19 protein-coding genes are annotated in these 26,619 nt (G+C 70.3%); 4 read left to right on the top strand and 15 right to left on the bottom strand.

Features of this window, described 5'->3' with window-relative positions:
• Positions 1 to 42: 42 nt before the first annotated feature.
• From ACIA03_RS23020 to ACIA03_RS22985, 8 genes are all read right to left on the bottom strand, one after another.
• Positions 43 to 1,071 (bottom strand): FUSC family protein, encoded by a 1,029-nt coding sequence (locus ACIA03_RS23020; protein ID WP_396986850.1) that lies wholly within the window; start codon positions 1,069 to 1,071, stop codon positions 43 to 45.
• Between the two features lie 192 nt (positions 1,072 to 1,263).
• The gene (locus tag ACIA03_RS23015) at positions 1,264 to 4,401 is read right to left on the bottom strand and encodes a glycosyltransferase (protein ID WP_396986848.1); all 3,138 of its coding nucleotides are present in this window, start codon (positions 4,399 to 4,401) and stop codon (positions 1,264 to 1,266) included.
• 118 nt (positions 4,402 to 4,519) lie between these two features.
• On the bottom strand, positions 4,520 to 4,972 hold the full coding sequence (locus ACIA03_RS23010) for an acyl-CoA thioesterase (RefSeq protein ID WP_396986846.1): 453 nt from the start codon (positions 4,970 to 4,972) through the stop codon (positions 4,520 to 4,522).
• An 11-nt stretch (positions 4,973 to 4,983) separates the two neighbouring features.
• On the bottom strand, positions 4,984 to 7,047 hold the full coding sequence (locus ACIA03_RS23005; protein WP_396986844.1) for an acyltransferase family protein: 2,064 nt from the start codon (positions 7,045 to 7,047) through the stop codon (positions 4,984 to 4,986).
• On the bottom strand, positions 7,044 to 8,771 hold the full coding sequence (locus ACIA03_RS23000; RefSeq protein WP_396986842.1) for a glycosyltransferase family 2 protein: 1,728 nt from the start codon (positions 8,769 to 8,771) through the stop codon (positions 7,044 to 7,046). The genes ACIA03_RS23005 and ACIA03_RS23000 overlap by 4 nt, the downstream gene beginning before the upstream one ends.
• Entirely contained in the window at positions 8,768 to 9,844 is a 1,077-nt protein-coding gene (locus tag ACIA03_RS22995; RefSeq protein ID WP_396986840.1) for a glycosyltransferase, read from the bottom strand. Before ACIA03_RS22995 ends, ACIA03_RS23000 begins: the two co-directional genes overlap by 4 nt.
• A 292-nt stretch (positions 9,845 to 10,136) precedes the next feature.
• Entirely contained in the window at positions 10,137 to 10,787 is a 651-nt protein-coding gene (locus ACIA03_RS22990) for a response regulator transcription factor (protein WP_396986838.1), read from the bottom strand.
• Positions 10,775 to 12,730, bottom strand: a complete 1,956-nt coding sequence (locus ACIA03_RS22985; protein WP_396986836.1) for a sensor histidine kinase — start codon at positions 12,728 to 12,730, stop codon at positions 10,775 to 10,777. The genes ACIA03_RS22990 and ACIA03_RS22985 overlap by 13 nt, the downstream gene beginning before the upstream one ends.
• A gap of 135 nt (positions 12,731 to 12,865) precedes the next feature.
• On the opposite strand from ACIA03_RS22985, the gene ACIA03_RS22980 reads away from it, so the two are divergent.
• The 4 genes from ACIA03_RS22980 to ACIA03_RS22965 are packed head-to-tail and all read left to right on the top strand — an operon-like array spanning position 12,866 to position 15,980.
• Positions 12,866 to 13,588 carry a hypothetical protein gene (locus ACIA03_RS22980; RefSeq protein ID WP_396986834.1) on the top strand — a complete coding sequence of 241 codons (723 nt, stop codon included), beginning with the start codon at positions 12,866 to 12,868 and terminating at the stop codon, positions 13,586 to 13,588.
• Positions 13,585 to 14,499 (top strand): ATP-binding cassette domain-containing protein, encoded by a 915-nt coding sequence (locus ACIA03_RS22975; RefSeq protein ID WP_396986832.1) that lies wholly within the window; start codon positions 13,585 to 13,587, stop codon positions 14,497 to 14,499. Before ACIA03_RS22980 ends, ACIA03_RS22975 begins: the two co-directional genes overlap by 4 nt.
• Positions 14,496 to 15,254, top strand: coding sequence for an ABC transporter permease (locus tag ACIA03_RS22970; protein WP_396986830.1), 759 nt, complete (start codon positions 14,496 to 14,498; stop codon positions 15,252 to 15,254). Before ACIA03_RS22975 ends, ACIA03_RS22970 begins: the two co-directional genes overlap by 4 nt.
• 51 nt (positions 15,255 to 15,305) lie before the next feature.
• Positions 15,306 to 15,980, top strand: a complete 675-nt coding sequence (locus ACIA03_RS22965; RefSeq protein WP_396986828.1) for a hypothetical protein — start codon at positions 15,306 to 15,308, stop codon at positions 15,978 to 15,980.
• Positions 15,981 to 16,022: 42 nt separating this feature from the next.
• On the opposite strand, the gene smc is transcribed toward ACIA03_RS22965, so the two are convergent.
• From smc to ACIA03_RS22930, 7 genes are all read right to left on the bottom strand, one after another.
• Positions 16,023 to 19,562, bottom strand: coding sequence for a chromosome segregation protein SMC (gene smc / locus ACIA03_RS22960; protein ID WP_396986826.1), 3,540 nt, complete (start codon positions 19,560 to 19,562; stop codon positions 16,023 to 16,025).
• A 182-nt stretch (positions 19,563 to 19,744) separates the two neighbouring features.
• Positions 19,745 to 20,860 carry a polysaccharide pyruvyl transferase family protein gene (locus ACIA03_RS22955; protein WP_396986824.1) on the bottom strand — a complete coding sequence of 372 codons (1,116 nt, stop codon included), beginning with the start codon at positions 20,858 to 20,860 and terminating at the stop codon, positions 19,745 to 19,747.
• A 237-nt stretch (positions 20,861 to 21,097) separates the two neighbouring features.
• Positions 21,098 to 21,295: a hypothetical protein gene (locus ACIA03_RS22950; protein WP_045548398.1), complete on the bottom strand. Its 198-nt coding sequence runs from the start codon at positions 21,293 to 21,295 to the stop codon at positions 21,098 to 21,100.
• Between the two features lie 192 nt (positions 21,296 to 21,487).
• Positions 21,488 to 22,285 (bottom strand): DUF6576 domain-containing protein, encoded by a 798-nt coding sequence (locus ACIA03_RS22945; protein ID WP_396986822.1) that lies wholly within the window; start codon positions 22,283 to 22,285, stop codon positions 21,488 to 21,490.
• An 85-nt stretch (positions 22,286 to 22,370) separates the two neighbouring features.
• Positions 22,371 to 23,606 carry a glycosyltransferase family 2 protein gene (locus ACIA03_RS22940; protein ID WP_396986820.1) on the bottom strand — a complete coding sequence of 412 codons (1,236 nt, stop codon included), beginning with the start codon at positions 23,604 to 23,606 and terminating at the stop codon, positions 22,371 to 22,373.
• Positions 23,603 to 24,397, bottom strand: a complete 795-nt coding sequence (locus tag ACIA03_RS22935) for an FkbM family methyltransferase (RefSeq protein WP_396986818.1) — start codon at positions 24,395 to 24,397, stop codon at positions 23,603 to 23,605. The genes ACIA03_RS22940 and ACIA03_RS22935 overlap by 4 nt, the downstream gene beginning before the upstream one ends.
• 89 nt (positions 24,398 to 24,486) lie before the next feature.
• Positions 24,487 to 26,595: an acyltransferase family protein gene (locus ACIA03_RS22930; protein WP_396986816.1), complete on the bottom strand. Its 2,109-nt coding sequence runs from the start codon at positions 26,593 to 26,595 to the stop codon at positions 24,487 to 24,489.
• Positions 26,596 to 26,619 lie beyond the last annotated feature (24 nt).

Genomic DNA, 26,619 nt, shown 5'->3' with positions numbered 1-26,619 from the left:
GCGAGCGAGGCGCGCGGTTGCGCCGACTCGGCGCGTAATCCTCTACTCCACCCCCGCAGGCGATAGCCGCCGGAACTCACGGAGGGCGAAGGCGGCAGCGAGCCCCACGACCACCCCGAGGAGAGTCTCGGCGAAGCGCGACCACAGCAGCGCGTCGACCGGTTGCGGATGGCCGAGCTGCACCATCAGCAGCGACAGCGGGGTGATCGAGACGAGCGCGAGGCCGTAGTGACGCCCGACGAGCAGCTCGGTGACGGCTTGAAGCGCGGCGACGACCATCGCGAGGACGAGGGCGGGGAGGGAGACCGAGAGCAGCGCAGCCGCCAGGAGCAGGCCGACGATGGTGCCGACCACGCGTTGCAGCCCGCGGGTCGTCTGGGCGAGCAGGCCGCTGACGCCGAACGGCACCGCCGCGGCCACCATCGCCCAGTAGGTGTGGCTCAGCCCGAGCGCGGTCGAGACGGTGCCGGCGACCACGACCGCGGCGACGACCGCCGTGGCGTGGTCGATCCGGACCTCACCGCGGTTCGCCTCGACCGTCGCTCCGGTCCCGACCAGGCGCTCCTCGAGCAGGCCGAGAACCACCGCGATCAGCGCCGCGGCAGCTGCCACCCCGACCGCCACCCCGACCCCGGAGAAGGTCACCGGAAGCGCCGCGCACGTCGCCACCGCGAAGACCGGGAACATCGGGCCCGGCGGCCGCAGCACGTACCGGTCCGACAGAACCGACCCGACCGCGGCCCACACCGCGGCGACGGGGATGACGAGCCAGGCCCGGTGCGAGGAGGTCGCGACGAGCGCACCGCACAGGACCGCGGCACACATCAGCGCCCCGGCCGCGGTCTGGGTCCGCCACCGGCCGCGCAGCGGCTGACGGCCGCCGTAGATCGAGGCGAAGGTGCCGAAGCAGGCGTACGCGGCCAGCTCGATGTGTCCGGTCACGGCCAGTGTCACGAGTCCGACGAGCAGCGTCACGCTCGCGCGCCACGCGGGCGAGTGACTCCACGGCGCCGGCGAGACCCGAACGGACTCCTGCATCAACCGCTCGAGCCTGCGCCGGTCGCTGCTCAAGCCGTCTCCCCTTGTCCGTGTGCCGTCGTCGCCGTCAGACACCTTACGGCCAGCCGAACCCACCAGATAGTTCGGGACGTTCTCGTCCGTTACCGCCCAGTAGAAGGACCGAAGTGTCCCAAACTACCTACTCCCTCGCTCGGCGCGAGCGGACGGCAAGCTCGCCGCTCGACCTCGCTCCGGTCGTCTCGGCTATCGCTTGGCGCGCTCCTCGAGGGCGATGTCGAGGAGGGTGCGGGCGCGGGCGTCGAAGCCGTGGTCGCGGTGGATGCGGGCGGCCTCGGCGCGGATGTGCTCGTCGGTGCCGAAGACGACCGAGGGGTCGGGCATCGAGGACCACTTCACCAGGTCGTCCGGGGTCTGGTAGACCTGCACGGTGTCGCCGAAGACGTCACGGAGGCCGACGACGTCGTCGGAGATGACCCGGGCACCGGAGGCGACGGCGTCGAAGAGCCGGTTCGAGATGAAGCCGTAGTCGCGCATGTCGGCCCAGTGGTCGTTGAGCACGACCCCGGCGGCCCGGTATTCGGCGCCGAGCCGGGTGTTCGACATGTGCTGGGCCTTGACGTAGTGGCGCGGGATGTAGGGCTCCCAGCCGTGGCCGTAGACCGAGAGCGGCAGCCCAGCCGCGACGGCGTCGTGGATGATCGGGCGCTCGACGTCGCGCGAGGTGCCGACGAAGAGGACCGGGTGACCGGAGTCGGGCAGCGCGCGGTCGGGGTTGAACAGCTCGGGGTCGGTGGCCTGCAGGAGCGGGTCGATGCGGATCCCCCAGCGTGCCGACATCCGCTCGGCCCAAGCCGGCCCGGCCGCCAGCAGCCGGTCGAAGCCGGCCGCCTCGGCGCGGGTGACGGTGTCGGGGTGGGAGATCACCCAGCCGATGTTGATCCGGCCGTCGGGCGCGGGGAAGTAGCGCGAGAGGCCGCGCAGGGTGACCACGACGTCGTCGTCGAGCGAGCTCGGCCGCTCCCACTCGTAGTGGTGGTCGACGACCGCCGACTGGCCGAGCCTGCCAAGCGAGCGCGCCAGCGCCCGGGCGAAGTGGGTGTCGCCCCACCGCTCGCCCTCCGGCGCCCCGGGGGCGGAGATCTTGATCGACCAACGCAGCTGCGGGACCCCCTCGATCACGGAGGCGCGCGGCAGCGGCGCGAGGATCGGCCGGGTTGCGGCGTACGTCTTCGCGGGACCGGTCGGCTCGCCGGCCGTCGCGCGGCCGACGACCTGGTAACCACAGGCCGCCCACGCGGCCACGTCGTCGCGAGGCTCGGTGCGCCCGACCCAGCGGTCGAGATAGATCAGCCGGTTGCGCGGGGCGCGCGCGAAGCGGCCCTTCGACTTCGACTCGTGGTGGACGACCTGCGAGGAGGTAACGACCCGGAAGGAACCCGGCCGCAGCTCCGCGAGCCGGTGGCACAGGTCGACGTCCTCCATGCCATTGGTGAAGATCGGGTCGAAGCCCTCACATGTGACGACGTCGCGGTAGCGCATCACCAGCGCCGCACCGGTCAGCGCCGAGAACCGGTGGCCCTCGAGGCCGGCGGCGTCCTCGGGCGGGTACTCGGCGAGCATGTTGTAGGGCAGCCCGCCGTAGGGCGGGAAGACGACCCCGGCCGACTGCACCGACCCGCTCGGGTAGAGCAGCAGCGGCTGCACCGCGAGCACCTCGGGATCCTCGAGTGCCTCGACCAGCGGCTCCAGCCAGCCCGCCAGCGCCGTGGTGTCGTTGTTGAGGAAGACGACGGTTCCCCCGGTGACGTACGGGACGGCGAGGTTGTTGCCGAGCGCGAAGTTGTGGTTGACGGTGCTGTGCACCACCTTCACCTCGGGGAACCGCAGCGGCAGCGAGTCGAGCACCGCCGAGACACCCGCCGAGGAGCCGTTGTCCCAGACCACGATCTCGAGCCGCTTCGATCCCGCACCGTGCTCCATCACGGCCTCGACGGCGCCCACGGTCAGCAGGGAATCGTCGTAGGTCGGGATGACCACCGAGACGACGTCCGGGTCAGGGGTGTGCGCGGCGAGCGCGGCCCAGTCGACGAACGCCCGGTTGCGTACGACGTCCTCCCACGACTCCAGGTCGTTGGGGTCGAGCGGGAGCCGGTCCTGGCGCGGGCGGCGCGGGTTGATGCCCTGGCGCCGCTCGACGCCGACCTCGGGCACGACCACGACCTCCGCCTTCGAGGTCAGCCGCAGCGCGAGGTCGTAGGCCCAGCCGACGCCGATGTCGTCGCGCGGCCCGCCGACCTCCTGCAGCAGCGGCCTGGCGATCAGGAGCCGCGAGATCAGCGCCCGCATCAGCGGACCCGGGACGTCCGGCCCCGGCGAGGCAGGAGGTACGTCGACGGCGAATCGCTGCTCGGGCTGCCACGGCCGCTCCAGCACGTCCGCGACCAGCGGACGCCCGCCCGCCTCGGCCACCGAGACCAGCCGTGCGAGACGACCGGGCCGCCAGACCTCTCCCCCGGCGACGTACGCAACGAAGTCGCCGCTGACCTGCGCGAACGCCGCGGCCACGCCGGGCTCGACACGGTCCGGGTCGCCGATCACGACCAGCCCGCCGGGGACGACGTCGGCGATCGACTCGGTGACCGACGGGGTCAGGCCGCGGTCGACGACGACGATCTCGGTGCGCACGCCGGTCTGCGCGGCGACGCTGTCCAGCGTCGCCCGGGCGAGCTCGTCGGAGGCACCGAGGTCGACGACGACGCTGACGGTGCCGATGGGTTCACGACCGGCCGGAACGCCGCGAACGGGCTCGATCGTCGCTCGCCAGGTCTGCGGGCCGCCCTGCCGGGCCTGCCACTCCGCGCGCCGGGCGCGGATCCAGTCGCGCAGGTCGGGGAACTTCCCGTCGACCTGCTCCATCCAGTCGTTGGCGCGGCGTCCGTTGCGGGCGCCGCGGTCGACGTAGTGCCCGATCGCACCGCCGTAGAAGTTCTCGGTCTTGCGTCGCTCGGTGTAGCCGTCGGTGTCGAAGAGCGGGTGGGTCGGCTGCAGCCACAGCTCGGCGCGCAGCCAGTAGAGGAACGGGTCCTGGTCGCCCATCTGCTTGCGCAGCCGCGGGGTGAGCTTCGCGAGGAAGAACTCGGGATCGAAGAGCGGGCTGGGCTGGGCCAGCGGCTTGCTCCGGTCCTGCTCGAGATAGTGCCGGGCGGCGCGTTTGCGGTCGAGGCGCTGACCGACCTGCTCGGCGTACCACTCGTGGTCGAACAGCGGGCAGTCGACGAGCAGCCGCACGTCGTCGGCCCGGCTGTAGAGGGGCGAGTCGTTGTAGACCTTGCGAGCCAGGTCTCGCCCTCTGCGCAGGCCGCCACGTGCGATGCGCTTCAACTCTTCGTCCACTAAAGGTCCCCCAAGACGCTCCAGATCGTGCTTCGGCAGTGGGTCAGACTGTCACAGTGCCGAGTGGCGGTGAACGGCGCCACGCACGTTCACCGAACTGTCAAGGTCAATTCTGCCGCCACAGCGGCAGGACCGCCTCCCGGATCTCGTCGGGCATCGGCGTGACCGGACGCGACGGGTCGGTGTTGTCGACGTAGACGTGCACGAACCGGCCCTCGGCGGCGGCTTCGTCGCCCGGCCCCTGGAAGAGCCCGATCCGGTAGATGACCGACGAGCTCCCGACCTTGTCGACGACCAGCCCGGCCTCGACCGGCTCGGGGAATCCGATCTCGCGCAGGTAGCGGCACGACGTCTCGGCGACGATCCCGATCTTCGGCAGCTTCCGCACGTTCACACCGGTCGTCTCGAACAGGTAGGCGTTGACCGCGGTGTCGAAGTACTCGTAGTAGGTCGCGTTGTTGAGGTGACCGTAGGCGTCGTCGTCGCGCCAGCGGGTGGTGATCGTGCGCCAGTGCACGTAGTCGGCGCGGGTCGGGGCCTTGCGGTCAGGAGTGCTCATCGCGGCCGATCTTAGGAGAGGGCCTCCTCGACGGACCTGACCAGGTAGGGCGCCAGCGTCTTGGAGAACGTCGCGGTGATGTGGGTCTGGTCGCGGTAGGCCAGCACGTGGCCGACCACCAGCGGGCACCGGTCGTCCGTGCAGTAGGCGGCCGAGAGGTCGACCAGCGAGGCACCGGCGCCGGCGCGACGGACGGCTTCGGGGAGCGGGTCGGAGGTGGCGTACGCCTCCTCGCGGGGCATCTCGCACGCCGACGCCTCCGCAAGCGACTCCGCACCGTCGAGGCACCCCAGGGCCGAGGACGTGAGCATCGGGTTGTCGGCGAGCGCGACGACCTTCGTCCCCCGCCTCATCACCGGCCGCCAGGCCTCGACGAGCCGGTCGACCACCGGGTCACGCTCCCCCGCCGCCAGGGACGGGCTGCGCCGCTGGGTGACCAGCACGACGTCGTACGCCTCCCCGCCGGTCAGCCGGGACAGCAGCGCCTCCCGGTAGGCACGGCGCTCGTCACCGGCCTCGGGCGCGAGCAGGCCGCCGCCGTTGGCGACCATGACGTCGACCGACCATCCCGAGCGCTTCGCGACCCGGGACAGCCCGGGGACCAGCGAGGCGGCGTGGGAGTCGCCGACCAGCGCGACTCGGAGCGCGTCGGGCGCGGTCGAGCCGAGATGGCAGACCTTGGGACGGGCGTCGGCGGCGTAGGTTCGGCGCTCGGTGAGGTAGCAGTCGTAGGCGTTGCCGGTGTCGTCCTTGCGGGCGATCGACGCGGGGAGCAGGACGCCGTCGAGCTCGGGGTTGTCGCAGGACTCCAGCAGCGCCGACGCCCCGAAGCACTCGACGTCGCCCGACGCCAGCGCGTTCGCCTGCTCCCGGCTCTGCTCGACCAGGTGACGCCCGTGCACGATCCCGGGCACGGCGACCGCGGCGACCAGCGCCATCCCCAGAGCCGCGAAGAGGTAGGCCCGCGGCGAGGTCCCCAGGATCCGCCCGGTGCGGAACGGCGTCTCCACGAACCGGTAGGAGAGCGCCGAGAGCCCGATCGTGACGAGCAGGATCAACGGCTCACGCAGCCAGCTGCCGAGCACCGGCCCGGTCGATGGGACCACGACGACGAGCGGCCAGTGCCACAGGTAGAGCGAGTAGGAGACCGTCCCGATCCACTGCACGACCGGGTTGCCGACGATGGCAGCACCCGCGCCACGCACCGCGCCCGCCCAGATGACCAGCGCGGTGCCGGCGACCGGCAGCAGCGCCACCCAGCCCGGGAAGGGCAGCGACTCGCGGAAGAGGATCAGCGCTCCGAGGAGGCCGGCCCAGCCGACGACGGCGACAGGCGACGCCCACCGCGCCGGCGCTCGGCTCGAGGCGGCCGGCAGCACGGCCACGAGGCCGCCGACGGCGAACTCCCACGCGCGGGTATGGGTGACGAAGTACGCCGCGGCGCCGTCGGTCGCGGTGATCACGACCGACGCCGCGAAGCTGGCCACGAGGACCGCCGCGATGACCGCCCGGATCGCCGGGAGCCGCCGCTCGGGCCGGCGCCGGGTGAGGAACGCGGCCGCGAGGATCAGCAGCGGCCACAGGACGTAGAACTGCTCCTCCACCGAGAGCGACCAGTAGTGCTGGGCGGGCGAAGGTGGGTCCTCGGCGGCCAGGTAGTCGACCGCCGCCCAGGACAGCTGCCAGTTCTCCACGTAGAACGCGGCCGCGACCGTCTCCCGCAGGAACTGCGGCCACAGGGCCTCCGGCACCAGGACGTACGTCGCGCCGGCGCCGCACACCAGGACCAGCAGCGCCGCAGGGAGCAGCCGCCGGATCCGGCGGGCCCAGAAGGCACCCAGCCGCACCCCGCCGGGCTTGGCGGCCTCCCGCACCAGGTGGGAGGTGATCAGGAAGCCCGAGATGACGAAGAAGACGTCGACGCCGGCGTACCCGCCGCGGATCGCCCCCGGCCACAGGTGGAAGAGCACGACACCGAGCACCGCCGCCGTACGCAGCGCCTGGATCTCCAGCCGCTTGTCCCGCACCGGCGTGGCGTGGTCGGCCGTGGCAGGTGCGACGGCGGTAGCGGTCACCGGCGCACCCGGCGGACGATCCTGCCCGCCACCCGGCGGGCCTTGCGGACGCCCCGTTCACCGAAGGTCAGCGGGACCTCGATCCCGTGCCGCGGCCGGCCGTCGAGCTGGACGATCTGGGCCCGCTCGCCGAACCGCTCGCCGATGACGGCCTCGTGGATGACCACCGGCCCGTCGAAGTCACTCAGCGCGTCGCGGCCCTCGAACCGGACCCGCCAGCGACCGCCCGAGAGGGCCGCGGTCGGCAACGCCACCTCGAGCCGGCCGGAGGCGAGCTCGGCAGCGGTGTAGTCCAGGGCCCGGCGTCGGCGGTCGTGGAGGAACACCACGCGGAGCCGCTCGGCGCCCACCATCGTGTGTGCCAGGTGCAGATGCGCACGCCCGTCCACGAGCGAGAGCGAGGTGGCGGTCACCGGGTCGGTGGCGCCCGAGACCACCTGGCGCAGCAGCTCGGGACTGTCGAGCGCGGCCATGATCCGGCCGAGCCGCCAGCCGGGCTCCTCGTCCTCTGCCGCGACCGCCTCAGCGACCGCGGTGAACAGGTCGCGGTGCTTGAGCACCAGGTCGGCGAGGTCGTCCCCGACCAGCGTCTCGTCGCCCAGCGAGATCGACGCGACGGTGTTGACCAGCGGCCGCTGGAGCGTACGCAGCGGCACCACGCCGCTGTCGGCGACGAGCTGCAGCGTCTCCAGGATGTCGGCGACCCTCCGGTCGCCCCAGCGGACATCGTCGCCGATCAGCCGGTCCGCGGTGGCCCACTGGCCCGCGGCGACGAGCCGCCAGCCCCACCGCTTGTCGCGCTCGAGGTCGTCGATGACGCCGTCGTCGAAGAGCCCGACCAGCTCGGCGATCAGTGCCCGCGCCGGCTCGAGCGCGACCGGGTCGATCACGGACATGCCACGGAGCGCCCGCACGATGGCCATCCAGCCGTCGGCGTCGAAGATGAGCGAGGCGTACTCCGCCCGCACCTGCGGGTCGCCGAGCGCGATGATCCGGCGGGCGCAGCGCAGCTCCTGCTCCAGATAGCTGATGATCCCCGCCGGCGAGTGGGACTTCGCCGTCATCGACCCCGGGCCGGGCCGGTCGCGGTAGACGTAGACCGTCTCGGTGACGATGTCGAAGCGGGCCGTGGTCAGCGCATGCACCATCGGCTCGATGTCGTTGGAGCGCGAGGCGTCGGGGAACTCGATCCGGGCGGAGTCCCAGAAGTCACGCCGGAAGAGCCGGTTCCAGCAGGCCCGGTTGCGCAGGGCGGACGGCGCCTCGGCCAGCCTCACCAGGGTGCGCTCCTCCTCGAACGCGGGCCAAGGCCGCACCGGCCACCAGACCCGGTCGCTGAAGAGCTTGAAGAACCGGCCGACCACCATGTCCGACCCGGTCTCCCGGGTCTTGCGCAGCATCGTGGCGTACGCCCCGCGAGGCACGAGGTCGTCGCCGTCCGCGAAGGCGAGGAAGCGGCCCCGCGCCAGCGAGACACCGTGGTTGCGCGCCTGTCCCCCGCCCTTGCCGGGTGATCGGACCACCGTCAGGCGTGGGTCCCGGGCGGCGTACGCCTCGGCGATCTCGACCGTGTCGTCGGTTGAGGCGTCGTCGACGACGATGACCTCCAGGTCCACCGGCTCCTGCTCGGACGACTGGTCCTCCAGGATCGAGGAGAGCAGCTCGCCGACCCAGAGGCCGACGTTGTGGGTCGGGACGACGACGGAGAGCTCAGGCGTGGTCATCGGGTCTGCTCCTTCAGCCCGTCGAGCAGCCGCAGGTAGTCGCGGGACATGTCGTAGGGCGTGTACGCACGCGTGAACTCGTGCGCGGCCCGATGCCGCGACTCCTGCCCTTCGAGGGCCTCCAGGATCGCCGCCGCAAGCGCCACCGGCTCGTCCGGCTCCGGCGCGTACGTCACCACCCACGGCTGGTCGGCGAACTGCCGCGCGACCGGGGTGTCCTCGGGGATGAGCGCCGTGCGGCCGAAGGTGCCGGCGGCCAGCAGCGAGCCCGAGTTGAGGATCCGCCGGTAGGGCAGCGCGACCACGTCGCTGGCCCGCAGCCAGTCGGAGAAGTCGGCGGTCTCGACGAACCCGAGGCGCTTGACGACGTTGGGCGCGGAGAGCATCTCCTCGACCGTCTCCAGGTCGGTTGCGGGCACCACCTTGCCGGCCACGACGAAGGTCAGGTCGGCCACCTGCTCGGCGGCGATCTCGACCGCCCGGCACAGGACATCGAGGCCCTTGTAGGCCCGGATCTGGCCGATGAAGCCGACCGTGGGCACGCCTTGCGGGACCCCGATGCGCTCACGCGACGCGGCGTCGTCGCCGCCGTCGGGATAGACGCCGAGGTAGGACGAGTGCGGCAGGTCGACGACCTTGTCGGGAGGGAGCGTGTAGTAGGCCGCGGTCTCCTCGACGGTGGCCGGGTTGAGCTGGATGATCCGGGTCGCGTAGCTCGCCAGCGCCTTGGCGACCGTGAGCTCGACATCGACGTAGTCGGCCTCGTGGGCGATCGAGTTGTGCACGGTCCAGAGCACATCCGCGCCCCGGTCGCGCAGCCCGCTCAGCACGTCCTCGAACCGGGCCGCGTTGGCCCAGGCCTCCTCGGCGCTCTCGCAGCCTGCGGTCACCGGCGAGGTCCAGTGCACATGGAGTACGTCGCCCCGCCCCAAGTGCTCCGCGCGGGCCTCGAGCCGGTGCAGCCCCTGCACTCCCTCGACCACGTCCCAGCCCGCCGCCCGCGGCGCCACGGTGAGCATCGTGAGATACGGATTGCTCCGGTAGTAGGGGAACGACAGCAGGGTCGAAGGCATGTGGGGGTCCTTGAAGTTCTGTAACCGTGACGATCCCCCGAAGGCCGAGACAACGCCTCGCCGGTGCCCCGGCCCGGCCGGTGACCGCTGGATTCTAGGCAGGCAAAGGACCCCACTTTGACCACTCAGAAGGCTTTCCGGGATGCCTTCATCACGGATTCATCGATGATTCATCGAACTCACCCCTGCTGGTGGTCGAGCCTGCCGAGACCGGTCCTCCGACCGGGTTCACCACGCCGACGGAGTCAGCCGGCCTGGGTTCCGATGTCCCCGACGGGAGCGGAGCGCTGGTCTAGATGTCGGCGGCCTCGGCCTCATGGAGATACCTGAGGACTGCCAGGACGCGGCGGTGGCCGGTGGTCTCGGTGATGTCGAGCTTGGTCAGGATGCGTCCGACGTGGGCCTCCACCGTGCGCTCGGTGATCACCAGGCGCGCCGCGATGGCGGCGTTGGTCTGTCCTTGTGCCATGAGCTCGAGCACCTCGCGCTCTCGCTCGGTGAGTCTGGAGACTGCGCTGGCGGTGGCGGGCGCCACGAGGCTCGCGACGACTTCGGGGTCGAGCGCGGATCCGCCGGCGGCCACGCGTTGGGCGGTGGCGAGGAACTCCTCGACCTCGAGGACCCTGTCCTTGAGCAGGTATCCGAAGCCGCCGAGCGTGACCAGTGAGACCGCGTGGGTGGTCTCGATGTGCTGGGACAGCACGAGAACAGCCGTCTCGGGGTGCTCGGTCTTGATCGTTCGGGCTGCTCGGACGCCCTCGTCGGTGAACGTGGGAGGCATGCGTACGTCGAGGATGACGAGGTCGGGCTGCTCGGCGTCGACGACGGCGGAGATGTCCTGGGCATCGGCAAGCAGCGCGACGACGTGATGGCCGCCGTTCTCGAAGAGCATCCCCAGACCCTCACGAAGCAGAGCCTGGTCCTCGGCGATCAGGACGCGCATGAGAACACCGCCGTCAAGGTCGTGCCCTGCCCGCGTGGGCTGGTGATCTCCAGCGTGCCGCCATGGGCAGCCACCCGGTCTCGGATGCCTGTCAGGCCGGTTCCCGCGCCGGGCGCCGCTCCGCCGACACCGTTGTCGGTCACCAGGAGGACCAACGTGGTCCCGTCACACGTCGTACGGAGCGTGACCTGACTGGCGCCGGAGTGCTTCACCGCGTTGGTGACGCCTTCGCAGGCGGTGAAGTAGGCCGCCGCCTCTATCTCTGTCGGGAATCGTCCGGAGGACCCATGCACCTCGACCGGCAGCGGGGCCCGTCGTGCCAGGTCCCGCAGGGCCGGCGTGAGGCCGGCATCGAGCTGAGTCGGCCGGAGGCCACGTGCGAGCTCGCGCAGCTCCTCGATCGACTGGGTGATCTCGTCGACGGCGCGCTGGATGAGCGCGTGAGCGTCGGGGGCTGTGCCACGAAGGGCATGCTGAGCATGCCGCAAGGAGAGGCCGATCGAGACGAGCCGCTGTTGATGACCGTCGTGCAGGTCACGCTCGATGCGGCGCCGTTCGTCGTCGGCGGCGAGGGCGATGCGGGCACGGGAAGCCGCGACCTCGTCGAGCTGACGCCGGAGCTCGACGCGGAGGCGGACGATCTCGAGAGCAAGCCCGCCGGTGGCGAGGAGCTCGGGCAGCAGGGCTCGGGCCGAGGCCGAGCCGACGGTGACGATACCGACGTCCTCGCCATACAACCGGATGGGTAGGTGCTCAGGAGGCTCAGGCACGGCGTCGCCGTTGAGGTCGACGTTGCCGGTGGCCCCTGGTAGGCGGAAACCCAGGGCGAGCGTCGGGTCTCCCACCGCATCGCGGAGCACCTGCTCGATTCCCTCGGGCGCTGCGCGACCTGCGCGGAGCTCCTCGAGGAACGTGTTCACACGTTCGGTCGCCTCGTACTGGGATCGGTTGAATCGGCGGTCCACCACGCGTTGGAGACGGTCGCGCAACGGGCGCGCACCGAAGCCCGCGACCAGGGTCACGACCGCAGTGGCCCAGATCGAGCCGCGGCCGCCCACAGCCCCGACGGTGACAGCTACGAGGGCATACGTTCCCGCCAGGAGCGCGGTGATGGTCCCGTAGACGACGGTGCCGCTGATCGCGAGGTCGATGTCGTAGAGCCGGTAACGCAGGATGCCCGCGCCCATCGCCACCGGCATCAACGCCGCGGCCACGGCGACCGCGATCCGTACGGACGGCACGGTGTTCCACAGCAAGGCACCGACGGGCATCACGACGGCTGCGATGCCGGCGGCGAGGGCCAACCACTTCATCTGCTGCCGCTCGTCCCCGACCGAGCGGCGAAAGCGGAGACCCAGCGCGACGACCGAGAGCACGAACGACCCGAGCAAGACAGCGGTTGCGGAGACGTACAGCCCCCACCAGAGTGAACCATCGGCAGCGTAGGGGTTCACGCCGTCGACGAAATAGCTTCCCGCCTCGGGAGCGAGGACGAACGTCGGTACGGCGAGCACGGCCCCGATCACTCCGGCTGCGCCCACGACTCGCCATCGGGGTGACATCAGCGTGCCTGACGGGAACAGCAGGAAGCAGACGACCGTCGCGGCAGCCTGGGGGGTCACGCTCGTGTTGGCGAACGTCTCCGCGAGGTCGGCCCCGGGCCAGCCTCGCAGAGCCCACCCTTGGGCGAGATCGGCGAAGCAGGCGCTGACCACCGCCGCCCCCAGGATCAGCCAGCCGATCGGGTTCCGCGGCTGCCTCGCCGCGACGAGGGCACCGACCGACGCGAGCACCAGCGTATTGGCCCCGTAGACGAGCGTGTCCCACGCGGGCTCGCGCCCCCAGGAGAGCACCACCGCGACGATCTCGACCGCGGTGATCACAACCGCGGTGATCACCGCAAGTGCTGCGCTCGAAACGGGGCGGAGACGGAGAGCCCTCACCCGTACGATTCTCGCAGCCGCGCGACAACGCTTGCAATCGCGCTGGCACCAACGCGCATGGTGGTGCTGGCACGTAGACCCATTGTGGTCCGAGCTCCGACGACGGCGGGCGTCGTCGCTCCTAGCGTCGATCACATGACCACCACCACCTTGATCGCCACCGCGCCCCCCATGTCGAAGATCTCCCGCCTCGCCCCGCTGAGCGGGGTGACCTTCGTCGTCCTCGTCCTCGCCCACGCCGTGATCGCCCTCGACGGGCTGCCCTCCATCGGTGCGCCGGCGAACGACATCGTCCGCTACGTCACCGACAAGCAGCCCGAGATCCAGCTCGGCGCCTACCTCCAGGGCCTTGCGATGGTCGCCTTCCTGTGGTTCCACGCCAGCCTCTTCGGCCGTCTGCGAGCCGCTGAGCACGGGCCGGCCCGCCTGTCGCTCGTAGCCGTCGCCGGCGCGATCGGCACCGTGGCCCTCCTCGGCATCCATATCAGCCTGATGACGGTGCTCGCTGTTCGTGGCGATCAGCTCGGCTCCGACGTGGTGACTTTCGCCTGGGTGCTCTGCTTCCTGGTCCTGGGGATGAGCTCCTTCACCGTCGCGACGACGATGTCCGCTGCCGGGATCGTCATCCTCCGCACGCGCCCGCTTCCCGGATGGCTCGGAATCGGCGCGCTCGTCGACGCTGCACTCTGGTTGGTCGGCGGTGCCGGCGCCGCGAGCACGGCCGATCTTTGGGCGACCATCGGCATGATCGCGTTCCTCCTCTGGCTCGCGTGGATCGCCACGACGAGCGTCGTGCTGGTGACGCGCTCCCAGTCGGTGAGCCGCCACGTGCACGCCCCTGACGAGGGGGCCAGATGAACATCAAGGTCGAGCTGAACGAGCTCACCAAGACCTTCGGCGGCGTCCGCGCGGTCGACGACGTCAGCGCCGTCGCGCTCCCCGGGCAGGTGACGGCGCTGCTCGGGCCCAACGGAGCCGGCAAGACCACCACGCTGCGGATGCTGCTCGGGCTGGTCGCTCCGACCGGCGGGACCGCCACTTTCGACGGACAGCGGTACGCCGAGCTGCGCGACCCGACCCGAACGGTAGGCGCCCTGCTCGAGGCGTCCGGCTTCCACCCCGGGCGCACGGCACTGGCCCACCTGCGCATCCTCGCGACCGCCGCCCGGCTGCCACAGCAGACGCCGGGGCGCGTCCTGGAGGAGACCGGGCTCGCCGCGGATGCGCGAAAGCGCGTCGGGGAGTTCTCGCTCGGGATGCGCCAACGGCTCGGCCTGGCCGCGGCGATGCTCGGCGACCCATCGGTGGTCGTCCTGGACGAGCCGACCAACGGCCTCGACCCTCCGGGGGTGCGATGGCTCCGCGGATACGTACGGCAGCTCGCCGACGAAGGCCGAACGGTGCTGCTGTCCAGCCATGCTTTGAGCGAGGTGGAGCTCACCGCCGACCACGTGCTCGTGCTGGCCCGTGGTCGCCTCGTCCGGTCCGCGCGCCTGGACGAGCTGCGCACCGAGGCCGGCGTCGGTTCCCGGGTCCGTACGCCGGAGCCGGACCGGCTGTGCACCGTGCTTGCCGCGGCCGGCCATGCCTACCGCCTTGCCGAGGCGGAGCTCGTGGTCGACGCCGCCCCCGAGCAGGTGGGGGAGCTCGCGGCCGTCCACGGGATCGTGCTGCATGCGCTGGCCGGGACCGGCGGCCTCGAGCAGGCCTTCTTCCACCTCATCGAGCGGTCGGCCACGGCTGCGCAGCCCACGGAGGTGCGCTCATGACTGCGCTCGTCCTCGCCGAGATGCTCAAGCTCCGTACGACGCGGACCACCGGGTGGTTGCTGCTGGCGACACTCCTCGTGGAGGGGCTGATGGTTGCGTTCAGCATTCCGAAGCGGGGCACCCCGGACGCTCTGGTACCGCTCGACGACCCGGGGCTGCTGGCTGCGACGCTCGGCACGGGCCTGCTGATCTCGCAGGTGGTGGTGACCGTGTTCGGCGTGATGGCCTTCACCCAGGAGTTCCGCTACGGGTCGATCACCTCGACCTATCTGATCGAACCGCGGCGGTCGCGAATCATGTTCGCGAAGCTCGTGGGGGCAACGCTCGTCAGTGCGGTCGTCGTGCTCGCGACGCTCGTCGCAGTGGTGCCGCCGAGCGCCGTCATCATCGGTTCCCGAGGCGGCGAGATCGCCGTCGGTCCGCAGTTCTGGCAGGTCCTGGGGGCCGGATTCGTCGTGCTGGCGGCCTCGGCTGCGATCGGCGTGGCGATCGGCGCACTCATCCGACACCAGATCACCGCGGTCGTCGGCGTGCTCGTCTGGATGACCGTCGTCGAGCATGTCGTCATCCCGGCGCTTCCCGCATGGGGGCGCTGGATGCCGGGCGGGGCGACCTGGTCCGTCATGCAGCAGGGCGTGGCAAACGGCCTGGACGATGCGCTGCCCGCTGCCGTGGGCGGCCTCGTGCTGTTGGGGTACGCCGCCGTCCTGGTCTCGCTCGCGGTCGTCGTGACACCGAAGAGAGACGTCGTCTGATGCGCCGGCACCCGCGGAGCGCACGTACATGACCGAGAGGATGTGGCGTCGATGTCGAATGCCGATGTGACATCGCCCGAACGAGCCCGGCAGCGAAGGCGTGGCGTCGCGCGGGTCATGGTCGGTGGCCTGTGTGGACTGGCCTGGGCGGCCGGCCTGCGAGGCTTCATGGCCCAGATCGGGCAGGAGGACTCGACCGTGAGCTGGTCGGGAACCTTCGGCTACATCCTTCTGCCCGGGCTGTGCATCGGCCTGCTGCTCGGTTGGGCGGAGCATCTGCGCAGTCTGGGTGGCCCTCGGGGCTGGCGCTGGCTTGCGTTGTCGCCGCTCCTGTTCACGGCGGTCCTGTTCAGCGAGGGCCTCCTGGGATGGCTGGGGATCCTCGAGGACGGTGTGGGCGGAGCCGCAATCGGCGTACCGCTCTACGCCATGGCCGGCGGGTACGCCATGTCGGGACGCGGCCCGTTCCTTGCCCGGCTCGCCTGCGGGCTCCTGTCGCTGACCGCCATCCCGATCTGGGCGCTGACGGTCGAGTCCTTCGCTGGGCCGGAGCTTGCTGTCACGACGCCACGTGGGCTGTGGGTCGCGGTGTACTACTACACCTTCTTGGCCGTGTTCATGGTCGCCGCCGCGATCCCGCACCGGCAGCCGTCGGTGCCACGGATCCGAGCGCGTGCCGACACCCTCGAAACGGTGCCTGCGGATCGCCGCCCTCGACGACGATGAGGTACGCCGCCCGCCGAGGTGAGCCGACCGGGTGCTTGGTTCTCAGGCAGGCTGGGCGTCACGGAGCCGCTGCGAGATGACGGTGGTGACACCGTCGCCCCGCATGGTCACCCCGTAGAGCGCGTCGCCGACCTCCATGGTGCGCTTCTGGTGGGTGATCACCATCAGCTGGGAGTTCTCGCGCAGCTCCTCGTAGATCTCCAGGAGCCGGCCGAGGTTGGTGTCGTCGAGCGCGGCCTCGACCTCGTCGAGGATGTAGAACGGGCTCGGCCGCGCCTTGAACAAGGACACCAGGAAGGCGACCGCGACCAGCGACCGCTCGCCACCGGAGAGCAGGGAGAGCCGCTTGACCTTCTTGCCCGGCGGCCGGGCCTCGACCTCGATGCCGGTGGTGAGCATGTTCTCGGGATCGGTGAGGACCAGGCGACCCTCACCGCCCGGGAACAGCCGCGCGAAGACGTGGTCGAAGGCGACGCGTACGTCCTCCCAGGCCTCGGTGAAGACCTGCTCGACGCGGTTGTCGACCTCCTTGACGATGTCGAGGAGATCCTTGCGGGTCTGCTTGAGGTCCTCGAGCTGCTCGGTGAGGAACTTGTGACGCTCCTCCATGGCCGCGAACTCTTCGAGGGCGAGCGGGTTGACCTTGCCCAGCGCACGCAGGTTCTTCTCGGCGATCTTGAGCCGCTTGGCCTGCTCGGCGCGGACGTACGGGATCGGCTCGCGCTCGTTGCCATCCTCGTCGGGGTGCTGCGGGACCAGCTGGTCGGGGCCGTAGTCCTTCACGATCGCCTCGGCGTCGAGGCCGAGCTCCTCGAGGATCCGCTCCTCGAGCTGCTCGATCCGCATCCGCTGCTGGGCGCGGGCCATCTCGTCGCGGTGGACGGAGTTGACCAGCTCCTCGAGCTCCTTGCCGAGGTTGCGCAGCAGCGAGCGGCACTCGCGCAGCGCCTGCTCGCGCCCGGCCCGGGACTCCTCGATCTCCGTGCGCGCCTTGGCGGCCTGCTGCACCGAGACCTCCAGCCGGTCCAGCGCGTACGCCACCGCGGTCCCGACCGCTCGCGCGGCCTCGCCCTCGCGGCGCATCTGCTCACGGCGGGCGGCCGCTTTGGCGCGCTGCTCCCGCTCCTGCCGGGCCGCACGGAGCAGCCCCTCGGCACGTCCGGCGAGCGCGCGGGCGCGCTCCTCGGAGGTACGCAGCGCCAACCGCGCGTCCATCTCGCGCTGTCGCGCGTCGCGGGCAGCCTGGGCCAGCTCGTCGCGGGCGCTGACGTCGGGCTCGTCCTCGGGGTCCTCCTCGGCCATCGCGAGGCGCTCCTCGAGCTCGGCGAGCCCGGCGACGGCGTTCTCGCGCGCCTCCTGAGCCTGCTCGACCGCGGCGAGCAGCCGCTCGGCCTCACCACGGGCCGCGCGCGACTGCGCGCCGAACTGGCCGAGCTCCTCGGCGACCGCGGCCAGAGTGGCGTCGGACTCGTGCAGCTTGGCCAGCGCGACATCGACCCGCTTCTGCGCGGCCAGCCGCTCCGCCTCCAGGCGAGAGGTCTCGAAGGTGGCCCGCTCGGAGACCGCGTGGGCCTCGGCGAGCTGGGCGGTGGCCTCGTCGACCGCGGCCTGCACCTCGATCAGGCTGGGTACGCTGGAGGACCCGCCGGCCGCGAAGTGGGCGCCGATCACGTCGCCCTCACGGGTCACCGCGGTGACCTCCGGCGCGCCGGCGACCAGCGCCTGGGCCTCGGCGAGGTCCTCGACCACCGCGACCTTCTCGAGCAGCCGCGCCACCGCGGGCCGCAGCACCGGCTGGCACTCCACCACGTCCAGGGCGTACTCGGCGCCGGCAGGCAGCGCGGGCCAGCCGCCGGTCTCCTCGGGCGACCCGCCCAGGAGCAGCCCGGCCCGGCCGAGGTCCTCGGTCTTGAGATGCTCGATCGCCCCGATGGCCTCCTCGGAAGAGGAGACGACGACCGCGTCCGACGCGTTCCCGAGCGCCGCGGCGACCGCGGCCTCGTAGCCGGAGCGCACGGCGAGCAGCGACGCGACCGACCCCAGCACCCCGGGCAGCGAGGACGCGAGCAGCGCACCGGCGCCGTCCTTGCGGTTCAGCCCCATCTCCAGCGCGTCCTTGCGGGCGGCCAGCGTCGACCGGTCCCGGTCTGCCTGCTGTGCCTCGGCCTGGAGCTTGGCCAGTCGCTCCTCGATGTCCTCGAGCGCGGCGGCAGCGGCCTCGTGCTCGGCATCGAGGCCCTCCTCCCCCGCGTCCAGCCCGGCGACCTTGGTCTCCAGGGCGGTGAAGTCACGCTGGGCCCGCTCGGCGCGCGCCAGCGCCTCCTCGCGAGCAGCGGTCAGGCGCCCGACCTCGTCGTCGGCGGCAGCGGCCCGCGACTTGAGCGCGTTGACCTGACCGGTCAGCCGGGCCAGCCCCTCGCGCCGGTCGGCGGCGGCACGCTCGAGCCCCTTGACCCGGCGCTCCTCCTCGGCGGCAGCATCTTCAGCCGACTTGCGGGCCTCGACCGCCTCCTCGAGGGAGTAGCGAAGCTCCTCGACCTCGGCGTCGGCGGTCTCCTCCTGCTCGCGGGCCACCTCGGCCTGAGCCTCGAGCTCCTCGGGGTCGCGCCCCTGACGCACCTCCAGGTCCTCGGAGCCGGCCGCATTGCGCACCCGCTCGGAGGCCAGCGACTGGGTGCCGCGCAGCCGCTCGCGCAGCGAGTTCAGCGCGAACCAGGTCTCCTGCGCGGCGGCCAGCGCCGGCAGGTCCTCGCGCAGCGCGGCCTCGAGCACCGCCTCCTGCTCGCGACCCTCCGCGATGGTCTCCTCGACCTCGGCGCGCCGGGCCAGCAGCGCGCCCTCGTCGGCGAGCTCCTTGTCGAGCTCGGTCTTGGCGGTGACCAGGTCGTCGGCGTAGATGCGCGACTTCGCGTCGCGTACGTCCATCTGCACCGTCTGCGCCTGCCGGGCGACCTCCGCCTGGCGGCCGAGCGGCTTGAGCTGGCGGCGGATCTCGACAAGCAGGTCCTGGAGCCGGTCCAGGTTGACCTGCGTGGAGTCGAGCTTGCGCAGCGCCTTCTCCTTGCGCTTGCGGTGCTTGAGGACGCCGGCGGCCTCCTCGATGAAGCCGCGGCGGTCCTCGGGGGTGGCGCGCAGGATGGTGTCGAGCTGGCCCTGGCCGACGATGACGTGCATCTCACGGCCGATGCCGGAGTCCGAGAGCAGGTCCTGGACGTCGAGCAGCCGGCACGGGCTCCCGTTGATGGCGTACTCCGAGCCGCCGTTGCGGAACATCGTGCGCGAGATGGTGACCTCGGCGTACTCGATCGGCAGCGCGCCGTCGGTGTTGTCGATCGTCAGCGACACCTCGGCCCGCCCCAGCGGGGCCCGCCCGGACGTGCCGGCGAAGATGACGTCCTCCATCTTGCCGCCGCGCAGACTCTTGGCGCCCTGCTCACCCATGACCCAGGCGAGCGCGTCGACCACGTTGGACTTGCCCGAGCCGTTGGGGCCGACGATGCAGGTGATCCCCGGTTCGAGCTCGAGGGTCGTGGCAGAGGCGAACGACTTGAAACCCTTCAGCGTCAGACGCTTGAGGTACATCGGCTTCTCCCCCGGCTCAGGACCACGTGGTCGTACACAGTTCGCAACACATCAGCGTGGCTGAGGTGAGCCAGCAAATCTAATCGCCGCTGCTCAGGGGAACCCCAGCGGGTAGAGGATAACCCGCCAGGCGTCGCGATCCGGGGACCTCGGCCGCCACGACGGGCGGAGGACGGGCGGAGTCAGAGCCCCAGCGTCCGCTTCACCTCGGCCCGCAGCTCCCGCAGGTGGGCGTCCGCAGCCGTACGCAGGCCCGCGACCGCCTCAGGGTCGGGGACGACCCGCTCGGTGAACCGCTCGGCAAGGTCGGCGGCGTCGAAGGCGGAGACGTTGGCGTCCAGGCCGATGCGCAACATGTAGTTGCGGTTCTTGTTGGTCGGGATCATCACGATCGACGGCACGCCGTACATCGTGGCCACCACCGAGCCGTGGAACTTCATGCTCGCGAACGCGGTGCACTCCCCGATCGCGCGGGTCAGGTCGTCGAGCGACTCGGTGTAGACGACCTCCTTGCCCGGGATGTCGAGGTCGTCGGCGTTGGCCACGTCGCGGCGACCGACGTCCATCGTGCCGAGGATGAGGTGACGTACGCGCCATCCCTCCGCGATCGCCTTGCCGGCCATCTCCTCGACACGCGAGTAGTCGTCGGGCTGGTCGAGGTTGGGGCGGTAGCGGGTGACCACGCCGAGGATCGGCGCCCCCTCGGGCTTGGTCGCCTCGGGGAGGTCCAGCGAGCAGACCATGTCGGGGGCGACCTCGATGTCCAGGTCCGCGGAGATGTTCGCGAGGATCCAGTCGGCGGTCGGCTGGTCACGGACACCGATGAACTTCACGTTCGGGTGCTCGAGGAACGCCTTGTGCCTCTCGATGATGTGGGGCTTGATCTCGGTGTTGCGGTAGATCGGCACCCCGATGCCGACCACGAAGACGGGCTTGGCCAGCATCTTGTGGTTGAAGTAGCGCGGATCGGCCTGCCACGGCTGCAGGATGTCCCCGCCGCCGATGAGGATGGCGTCCACCTCGTCCACGATCTCGGCCAGCGGCCGGTCGTAGTAGGGCTTGGTCATGTTGTCGGCGAGCACCCGCAGCTCGAACTCCTCGCCGAAGTACTGCTCGTAGACCGAGAGGAACAGCTCGTCGCCGTAGTTGCCCGCGCCGAAGAACCCGGCGAGGCCGATGACCGGCTTGCGACCGCGTCGCTCGCGGCGGGCCAGGGCGGCCCTGATCTGCTGCTTGAGGGGGTCGGGCAGGCGGCGGGCCGCGGACCGCAGGACCGGGTGGTGGCGCAACGAGGACAACGCAGAGCTCCTGGGGGGGATCACGAGACGGGCCGCCGTCGGCGGCGAACCGCGCGAGCGTAGCGACACCGGGAAGTCCTCGACGCCCTGCGACCGAACCTCAGGTGAACGCTCGGCGACCAATCCGTATGGTCCCCAAAAAGGTCGAAACCGACCCTGAATACAGAGTCGGTTCCCCCTGAACGAGGCCAGGCTTGAAATAGCTCTCGCTCGTGGTGTTGCAGAGTTGCCCGCAGGTCAGGCGGGCTGCATCTCCTGCATCGAGGTGTCGAGGTCCGCGGTGTGGGCCGCGACCAGTGCGTCGTTCTCCGTCTTCAGCGACAGAACGAGATCCTCGAGCTCACGCACACGCGCACGAAGCCGAGCATTCTCGGCCGTGAGGTGGGCGGGAGTCCGCAGGTCGCTGCTCATGTAACCGATCAGCGCCTTCGCCATGAATACGTTTCCTTCGTTGGAATCACTAGAAGTTCCCGCGATACCGGGCCGTCTACAAGAGTGACACCGTAATCGGCGAGCGTCAACGTCACGCGTCCAAAGCCGGGACCTCCGACCATGCGATGCCGCGGATTCCGCCGCATTTCGGCCAAAACTTGAGCGTATCGCACTCAACTTCGGCTCGACGTCGCCTCAGCTGCGGCGGCGGCGCTCACGCAGCTGCATGAGCTCCTTCTTCTCCTTGCTGGTCAGCGAGTCGGCGCCCTCGGCGTGGATCTTCTCGAGGAGCTCGTCCATCCGCTGCTCGTCCTTGGAGACCGTGGAGGACTCCCAGGGGCCAGTGACCACGGTCGGGCCGGACTTGCGCTTCTTGGCCTTGGCCGGCTTGGCCGCCTTCGGCTGTCCGGAGCCGGCCACCTGCGGGATCCAGGCGAACCGGTCGAGCAGCCCGAACTGGCGCGCGACGAACGCGTTGACAGCCAGTCCGATGACGAAGACGAGCAGCATCACCCAGCTGCGGTAGCCGAGGTACTGGATCAGCTGGATGCCGACCAGGATCACACCGAAGAGCCAGGCCGGGATGTTGAACATGAACATCCGGTCGGGCCACTGCGCGATCCACAGCAGCACCACCATCATCTCGAGCATGCCCAGGCCGAAGAGGGCGTAGGAGGGGTCGAGCACCGCGCCGAAGAAGACGGCCAGGACCGAGAGCACCGCGGTGAAGGCCACCAGCAGCCAGGCGAACCGGACCCGGCCGAGCTCGTTGCGCTCGAGGTCCGAGCCGAAGTACCAGAAGAAGAAGATCGCGAGTACGTCGAAGATGCCGAACTGCGGATAGGCGAACGGCCAGGTCAACAGCGTCCACAGCTTGAGCTCGGCGACGTTGGGCTGGACCAGGGCCAGCCCGATCACGCCCGCACCACCGAGGATGGCGAAGAGCACCAGGCCGACGATGCTCGCGAAGACCACGAGCCATGTCGTGGTCACCCCCAGGGACCCGATGTGGAACCAAGGCTCGTGGGGGTAACGGCCGCCTGGGGTCAACCGGAAACGTTCTCGCACGGGGCCGAGCCTATCCACGCATTGGTTGCCGCGTCAGCAGGGCACCCCGACCGACTTTGCCGATGTTGCGGTCGATGTTGCGGTCGATGTCGCGGTCGATGTCGCGCAGATCAGGAGGCAGCGCCGGATCCTCGCGCCACGGATGCCGCAGAACGGCCTTGCCGGCGCCGTACCTGTCGATCATCGCGATCAGCGCGGCGAGGTCCTCGGCCCGGTCCTGGGCGACCAGCCACGCCATCAGCCGCTGGACGGCCGGCACCGTCGTGTCCTCGAACGGCACGCCCGCGTCGTACCAGAACTCCAGGACCGCGCCGCGCAACAGCTCCCAGTAGCGGAGCGGATCCTCGGTGTCGGGGTGGACCGCAGCACGGAAGTGCTCCCACATGTCGATCGGCAGGACCTCGACCAGGAGCGTCTGCATCAGGTGCGCCGACCCGGCCGCACGCACCAGCTCGATGGTCTGACGCTTGGTGTCGATCCGCTCGACGAGATTGGCCAGCTGCGCCCGCTTCTGCGTCGCCGAGGACCGGTCGGCGCGCACCTGCCAGTCGTAGACGACCTCCGTCATGACGTCGAAGAAATCGGCGGCGAGGAACACCTGCGTGAGCGCGACCTGGTCCTGGTAGCGGGTGCGCTCAGGGAAGGCGATCGCGTTCTCCGTCCAGAACGAGCGCCGGAAGATCTTGTTCCACACGAAGATGTCGGCCAGCATCAAGGGCGCGTCCTCGATCCGGCACCGCAGCCGCTCCTCCGCGTGGTTGCGACGCATCAGCGGCGTCATGAACCTCCGCTCCGCGCCACCTTCGACCGCGACCCGCTCCGCCGCTCCGACCGCGAAGTCCGAGCCCGTACGCCGCAGCGACCGGACCATCGCCGACCACGCGTCGCCGGGCAGGGTGTCGTCAGGGTCGACGAAGGTCAGCAGGTCGCCGGTCGCCGCGTCGATCCCGGTGTGACGTGCTCTCGACACCCCCGAGTTCGGCTGCGTGATGACGGTGATGCACGGGTCCTCCTCGGCGACCCGCCGCAGGATCTGTGCCGACCCGTCCGTCGAGCCGTCGTCGACGACGATCACCTCGAGCCTCGAGATCTCGCGCCGTGGCTGGTCCAGGATGCTGCGCAGGCTCGTCTCGACGTACTCCGCGACGTTGTAGACCGGCACGACCACGCTGAGCGTCGGCCTGCCCCGCAGCAGTCCTTTCGCCCGACGCACCCCGGCGTCCGTCCGCTGACGCCAGTCCGTCACGCCGATCTGCTTTCCGAGCCCCGCTCTGCGAGCCGTGCCCGCAGATCGACCTTCAGCGAGTTCAAGCGGTAGACCTCCTCGGTCGCCGCGACCAGCGATGCGACGAGCTCGGCCTCCTCCGGTGAGCCCACCGCAGGACGGTAGGAGTGGGTCGGGGTGAGGTTGTAGGTGCCGGTGAGCACGTAGCCGAGGTCGTCCAGGAACGCGCGTACGTCCTGGAACCCGGCGAGCGTGCCCGACTCGATGAAGAGCCGGGGCCGATCTCGGGTGATGAGCTCCTGTGCACCGCGGAGCACCTCGAGCTCGGCACCCTCGACGTCGATCTTCACCGCCGCGACCCGGCCGGGGAAGGTCTCCTCGTCCAGCGCGACCACTGCGAAGTCACCCTCGATCTCGGCGACCGCGACCGACTGGGCGCCCAGGTTGGTCGCGTCCAGGTCGGCCAGTACGCCACGCGCGGACCGTGCGTGGACCCCGACGTCACGGACCACGACACGCTCACCGAGGCCGTTGGCCTCGACACTGGCGCGGATTCCCGCGACCAGCTCGGGGTTGGGCTCGTACGCGACGACGCGGAGCTCGCCGACCACCGCCAGGTACAGGGTGTGGTTGCCGATGTTCGCCCCGACGTCGACCACGAGATCTCCCGGCTCGAGCGCAGCCGCCATCGCCTCGAGCATGCGCTCCTCGTAGGGACGGCCGGTGCGCACCAGGTTCGACTGGATGTAGTCGGTCTCTGCGTGCGGAACGCAGACCGCGTAGCCACGACCGTCCACGTCGATCGTGGTCATGCGGGGCGGGGATGTCGTGCTGTCAGTCATTCGTGATCACTTTCGCAGCGCAAGGATGGAACGGAACTGCGTCCGCGATGCCTTGTTGGTCACAAGGCATCCTCGATGGCGCGGCCCAGGTACGGCGCAAGGGTTCGCGTGTAGGTGAGGGTCAGGTGTTCACCGTCATCACGGTAGACGATGACGTGACCGACGACCGGCCGGCAGAACGTCGGTTCGCAGTAGAGGTCCGTCAAGTCCAGCAACACCGCGTTCGGGTCGATGGCCACCGCCTCTGCCAGTCCCGACGGCGGAAGGACCTTTCTGCGGTGCTGTGCACACGCTGACGCTGCGTCGAGCCGCTGCGCCTCCACGCAGGCCATGGTTCCTTCCGGCATCGCCGGGTTGTCCTCGATCGCGATCACGGGCACCTTTCGAGGGGTCGGCCGGTGCGCCCACGCGCGGGCCAGCCCGTCAGCGGTCGCATCCATCGAGGTCGTCACATCGTCACCGGCCACGATCGGAGCGGAGTATCGCGCCTTGGAGGTGAGGATCGCGTCCAGGTCATCGGCATTCTCGACGTACGCGGTGATGCCACGCCGCCACTCCTGGCACATCCGGTGGTCTGCGGTGCTGTTCTTCTGGAGGTCCGACTCCGTCCAGTAACAACCGACTCGGCCAGCGACATCGATCCGCCACCCGAACTCGTGCGCGATGTCCTCGTACGCCCCGACCAGCTGATCGTTGTGGGAGTCGCCGACCGCAAGCAGTCGTCTGCTGTAGCCCGTCTTCGGACCGAGTTGGCACATGACGACATCCCCGGTCGTGGCGGCCGAACTCGACCAGCACTCGCCGCGGTTTGCCTGGTCCGTCGCGAGGTCGGCCGGGTTCGGGACGAGAACGCCCTCCAGATCTGGGTTCTCGCAGGTCGGATCGGCGAGCTCGGCTGCGCCAAGACATGGCAGGTTCCGGGCCAGCAGGGCGTTCGCCTTCCGTTCCGACTCCGCTGCGCTGATCATCTGTGCTGCCAGTCCGGTAGCAGCGACGGCCAGGATGACCGCCATCGCCGCAGCACTCCACAGACCGACCGAAACCGGAGAACGTCCGCCAAGAAGCCTCGCGGAGAAACGCACACGGTTCTCCCACTGGGTCGTACTGAGCCACGCGAGCGGGAACGTCACGCCGAGGATCAGCAGCTTCGTTTCGACGTCCAGGGGCGCGCCGGTGACGTACGGCACCAGGATGATGAGCGGCCAGTGCCAGAGGTAGATGGCATACGAGGTGTCTCCGACGATGGACACGGGTCGCGACGCCCCGACTCGCGCGAGGAACGTTCCTCGGCCGAGCCAGATGGCGAGTGCGGCGCCGCCCACCGGAACGAGGGCGGCGACCCCGGGAAACGGCGTGGCGCTGGTGTAGAGCGTCGCCGCCGCCGCGATCAGGGCGAGGCCGAGCGCCACCCCCAGAGCGCGTGCCGTTCTCGACGTGATCATCGGCAAGAACCCGATGAGAACTCCGACGGCGAACTCCCAGGCCCGGGTGAAGGTGGAGAAGTATGCCTCCGGGGTGTTCGCAGTGAGCCAGATGCCGTAGGTGAAGGAGGCGCAGACGGTGAGCGCGAACAGCGATCCGGCGAGTCGCCGGGTGGTGACGTACGACCCGCGGCCGACCGCCCGGGAAAGCAGCATCACGAAGAGCAGCAGGAGCGGCGTGAACAGGTAGAACTGCTCTTCGACGGAGAGGCTCCAGAAGTGCTGGACCGCGGAGGGCTTGTTGTCGGCGGCGAGGTAGTCCACGCTCGCCCAGGCGAGCCGCCAGTTCTCGACGTACAGGCTCGAGGCGGCAACCTCGGTCAGGAACTGCGACCAGAGACTTCGCGGCACCCAGATGAACGTCGCGACGGCACTCACAAGGAGGACCAGGAGCGAAGCCGGCAGAAGCCGTTTCGCGCGCCGGGCCCAGAACGCGCCCAAGCGAATGCGTCCGGTCGTCTCCAGCTCACGGAGCAGGTGACTTCCGATGAGGAACCCCGAGATGACGAAGAAGACGTCAACACCGATGTACCCACCACTCAGTCGTCCCGGAGCGAGGTGGTAGGCGAACACAGACAGGACTGCGATTGCGCGCAGCGCTTGGATGTCTGGCCGGAACGCACCTTCCCGCGCCGGTGCACTCGCCGTACGCACGTCGTCAGACCGCGTACTCGTCGCGGTCGTCATGAAAACCCCTCGCCCATGTGCACC

The organism is Nocardioides sp. NPDC051685 (assembly GCF_044453405.1).
Lineage (GTDB): Bacteria > Actinomycetota > Actinomycetes > Propionibacteriales > Nocardioidaceae > Nocardioides.
The sequence above is the reverse complement of the archived record's forward strand: the minus strand, read 5'-3'. Positions and strand labels throughout refer to the sequence as shown.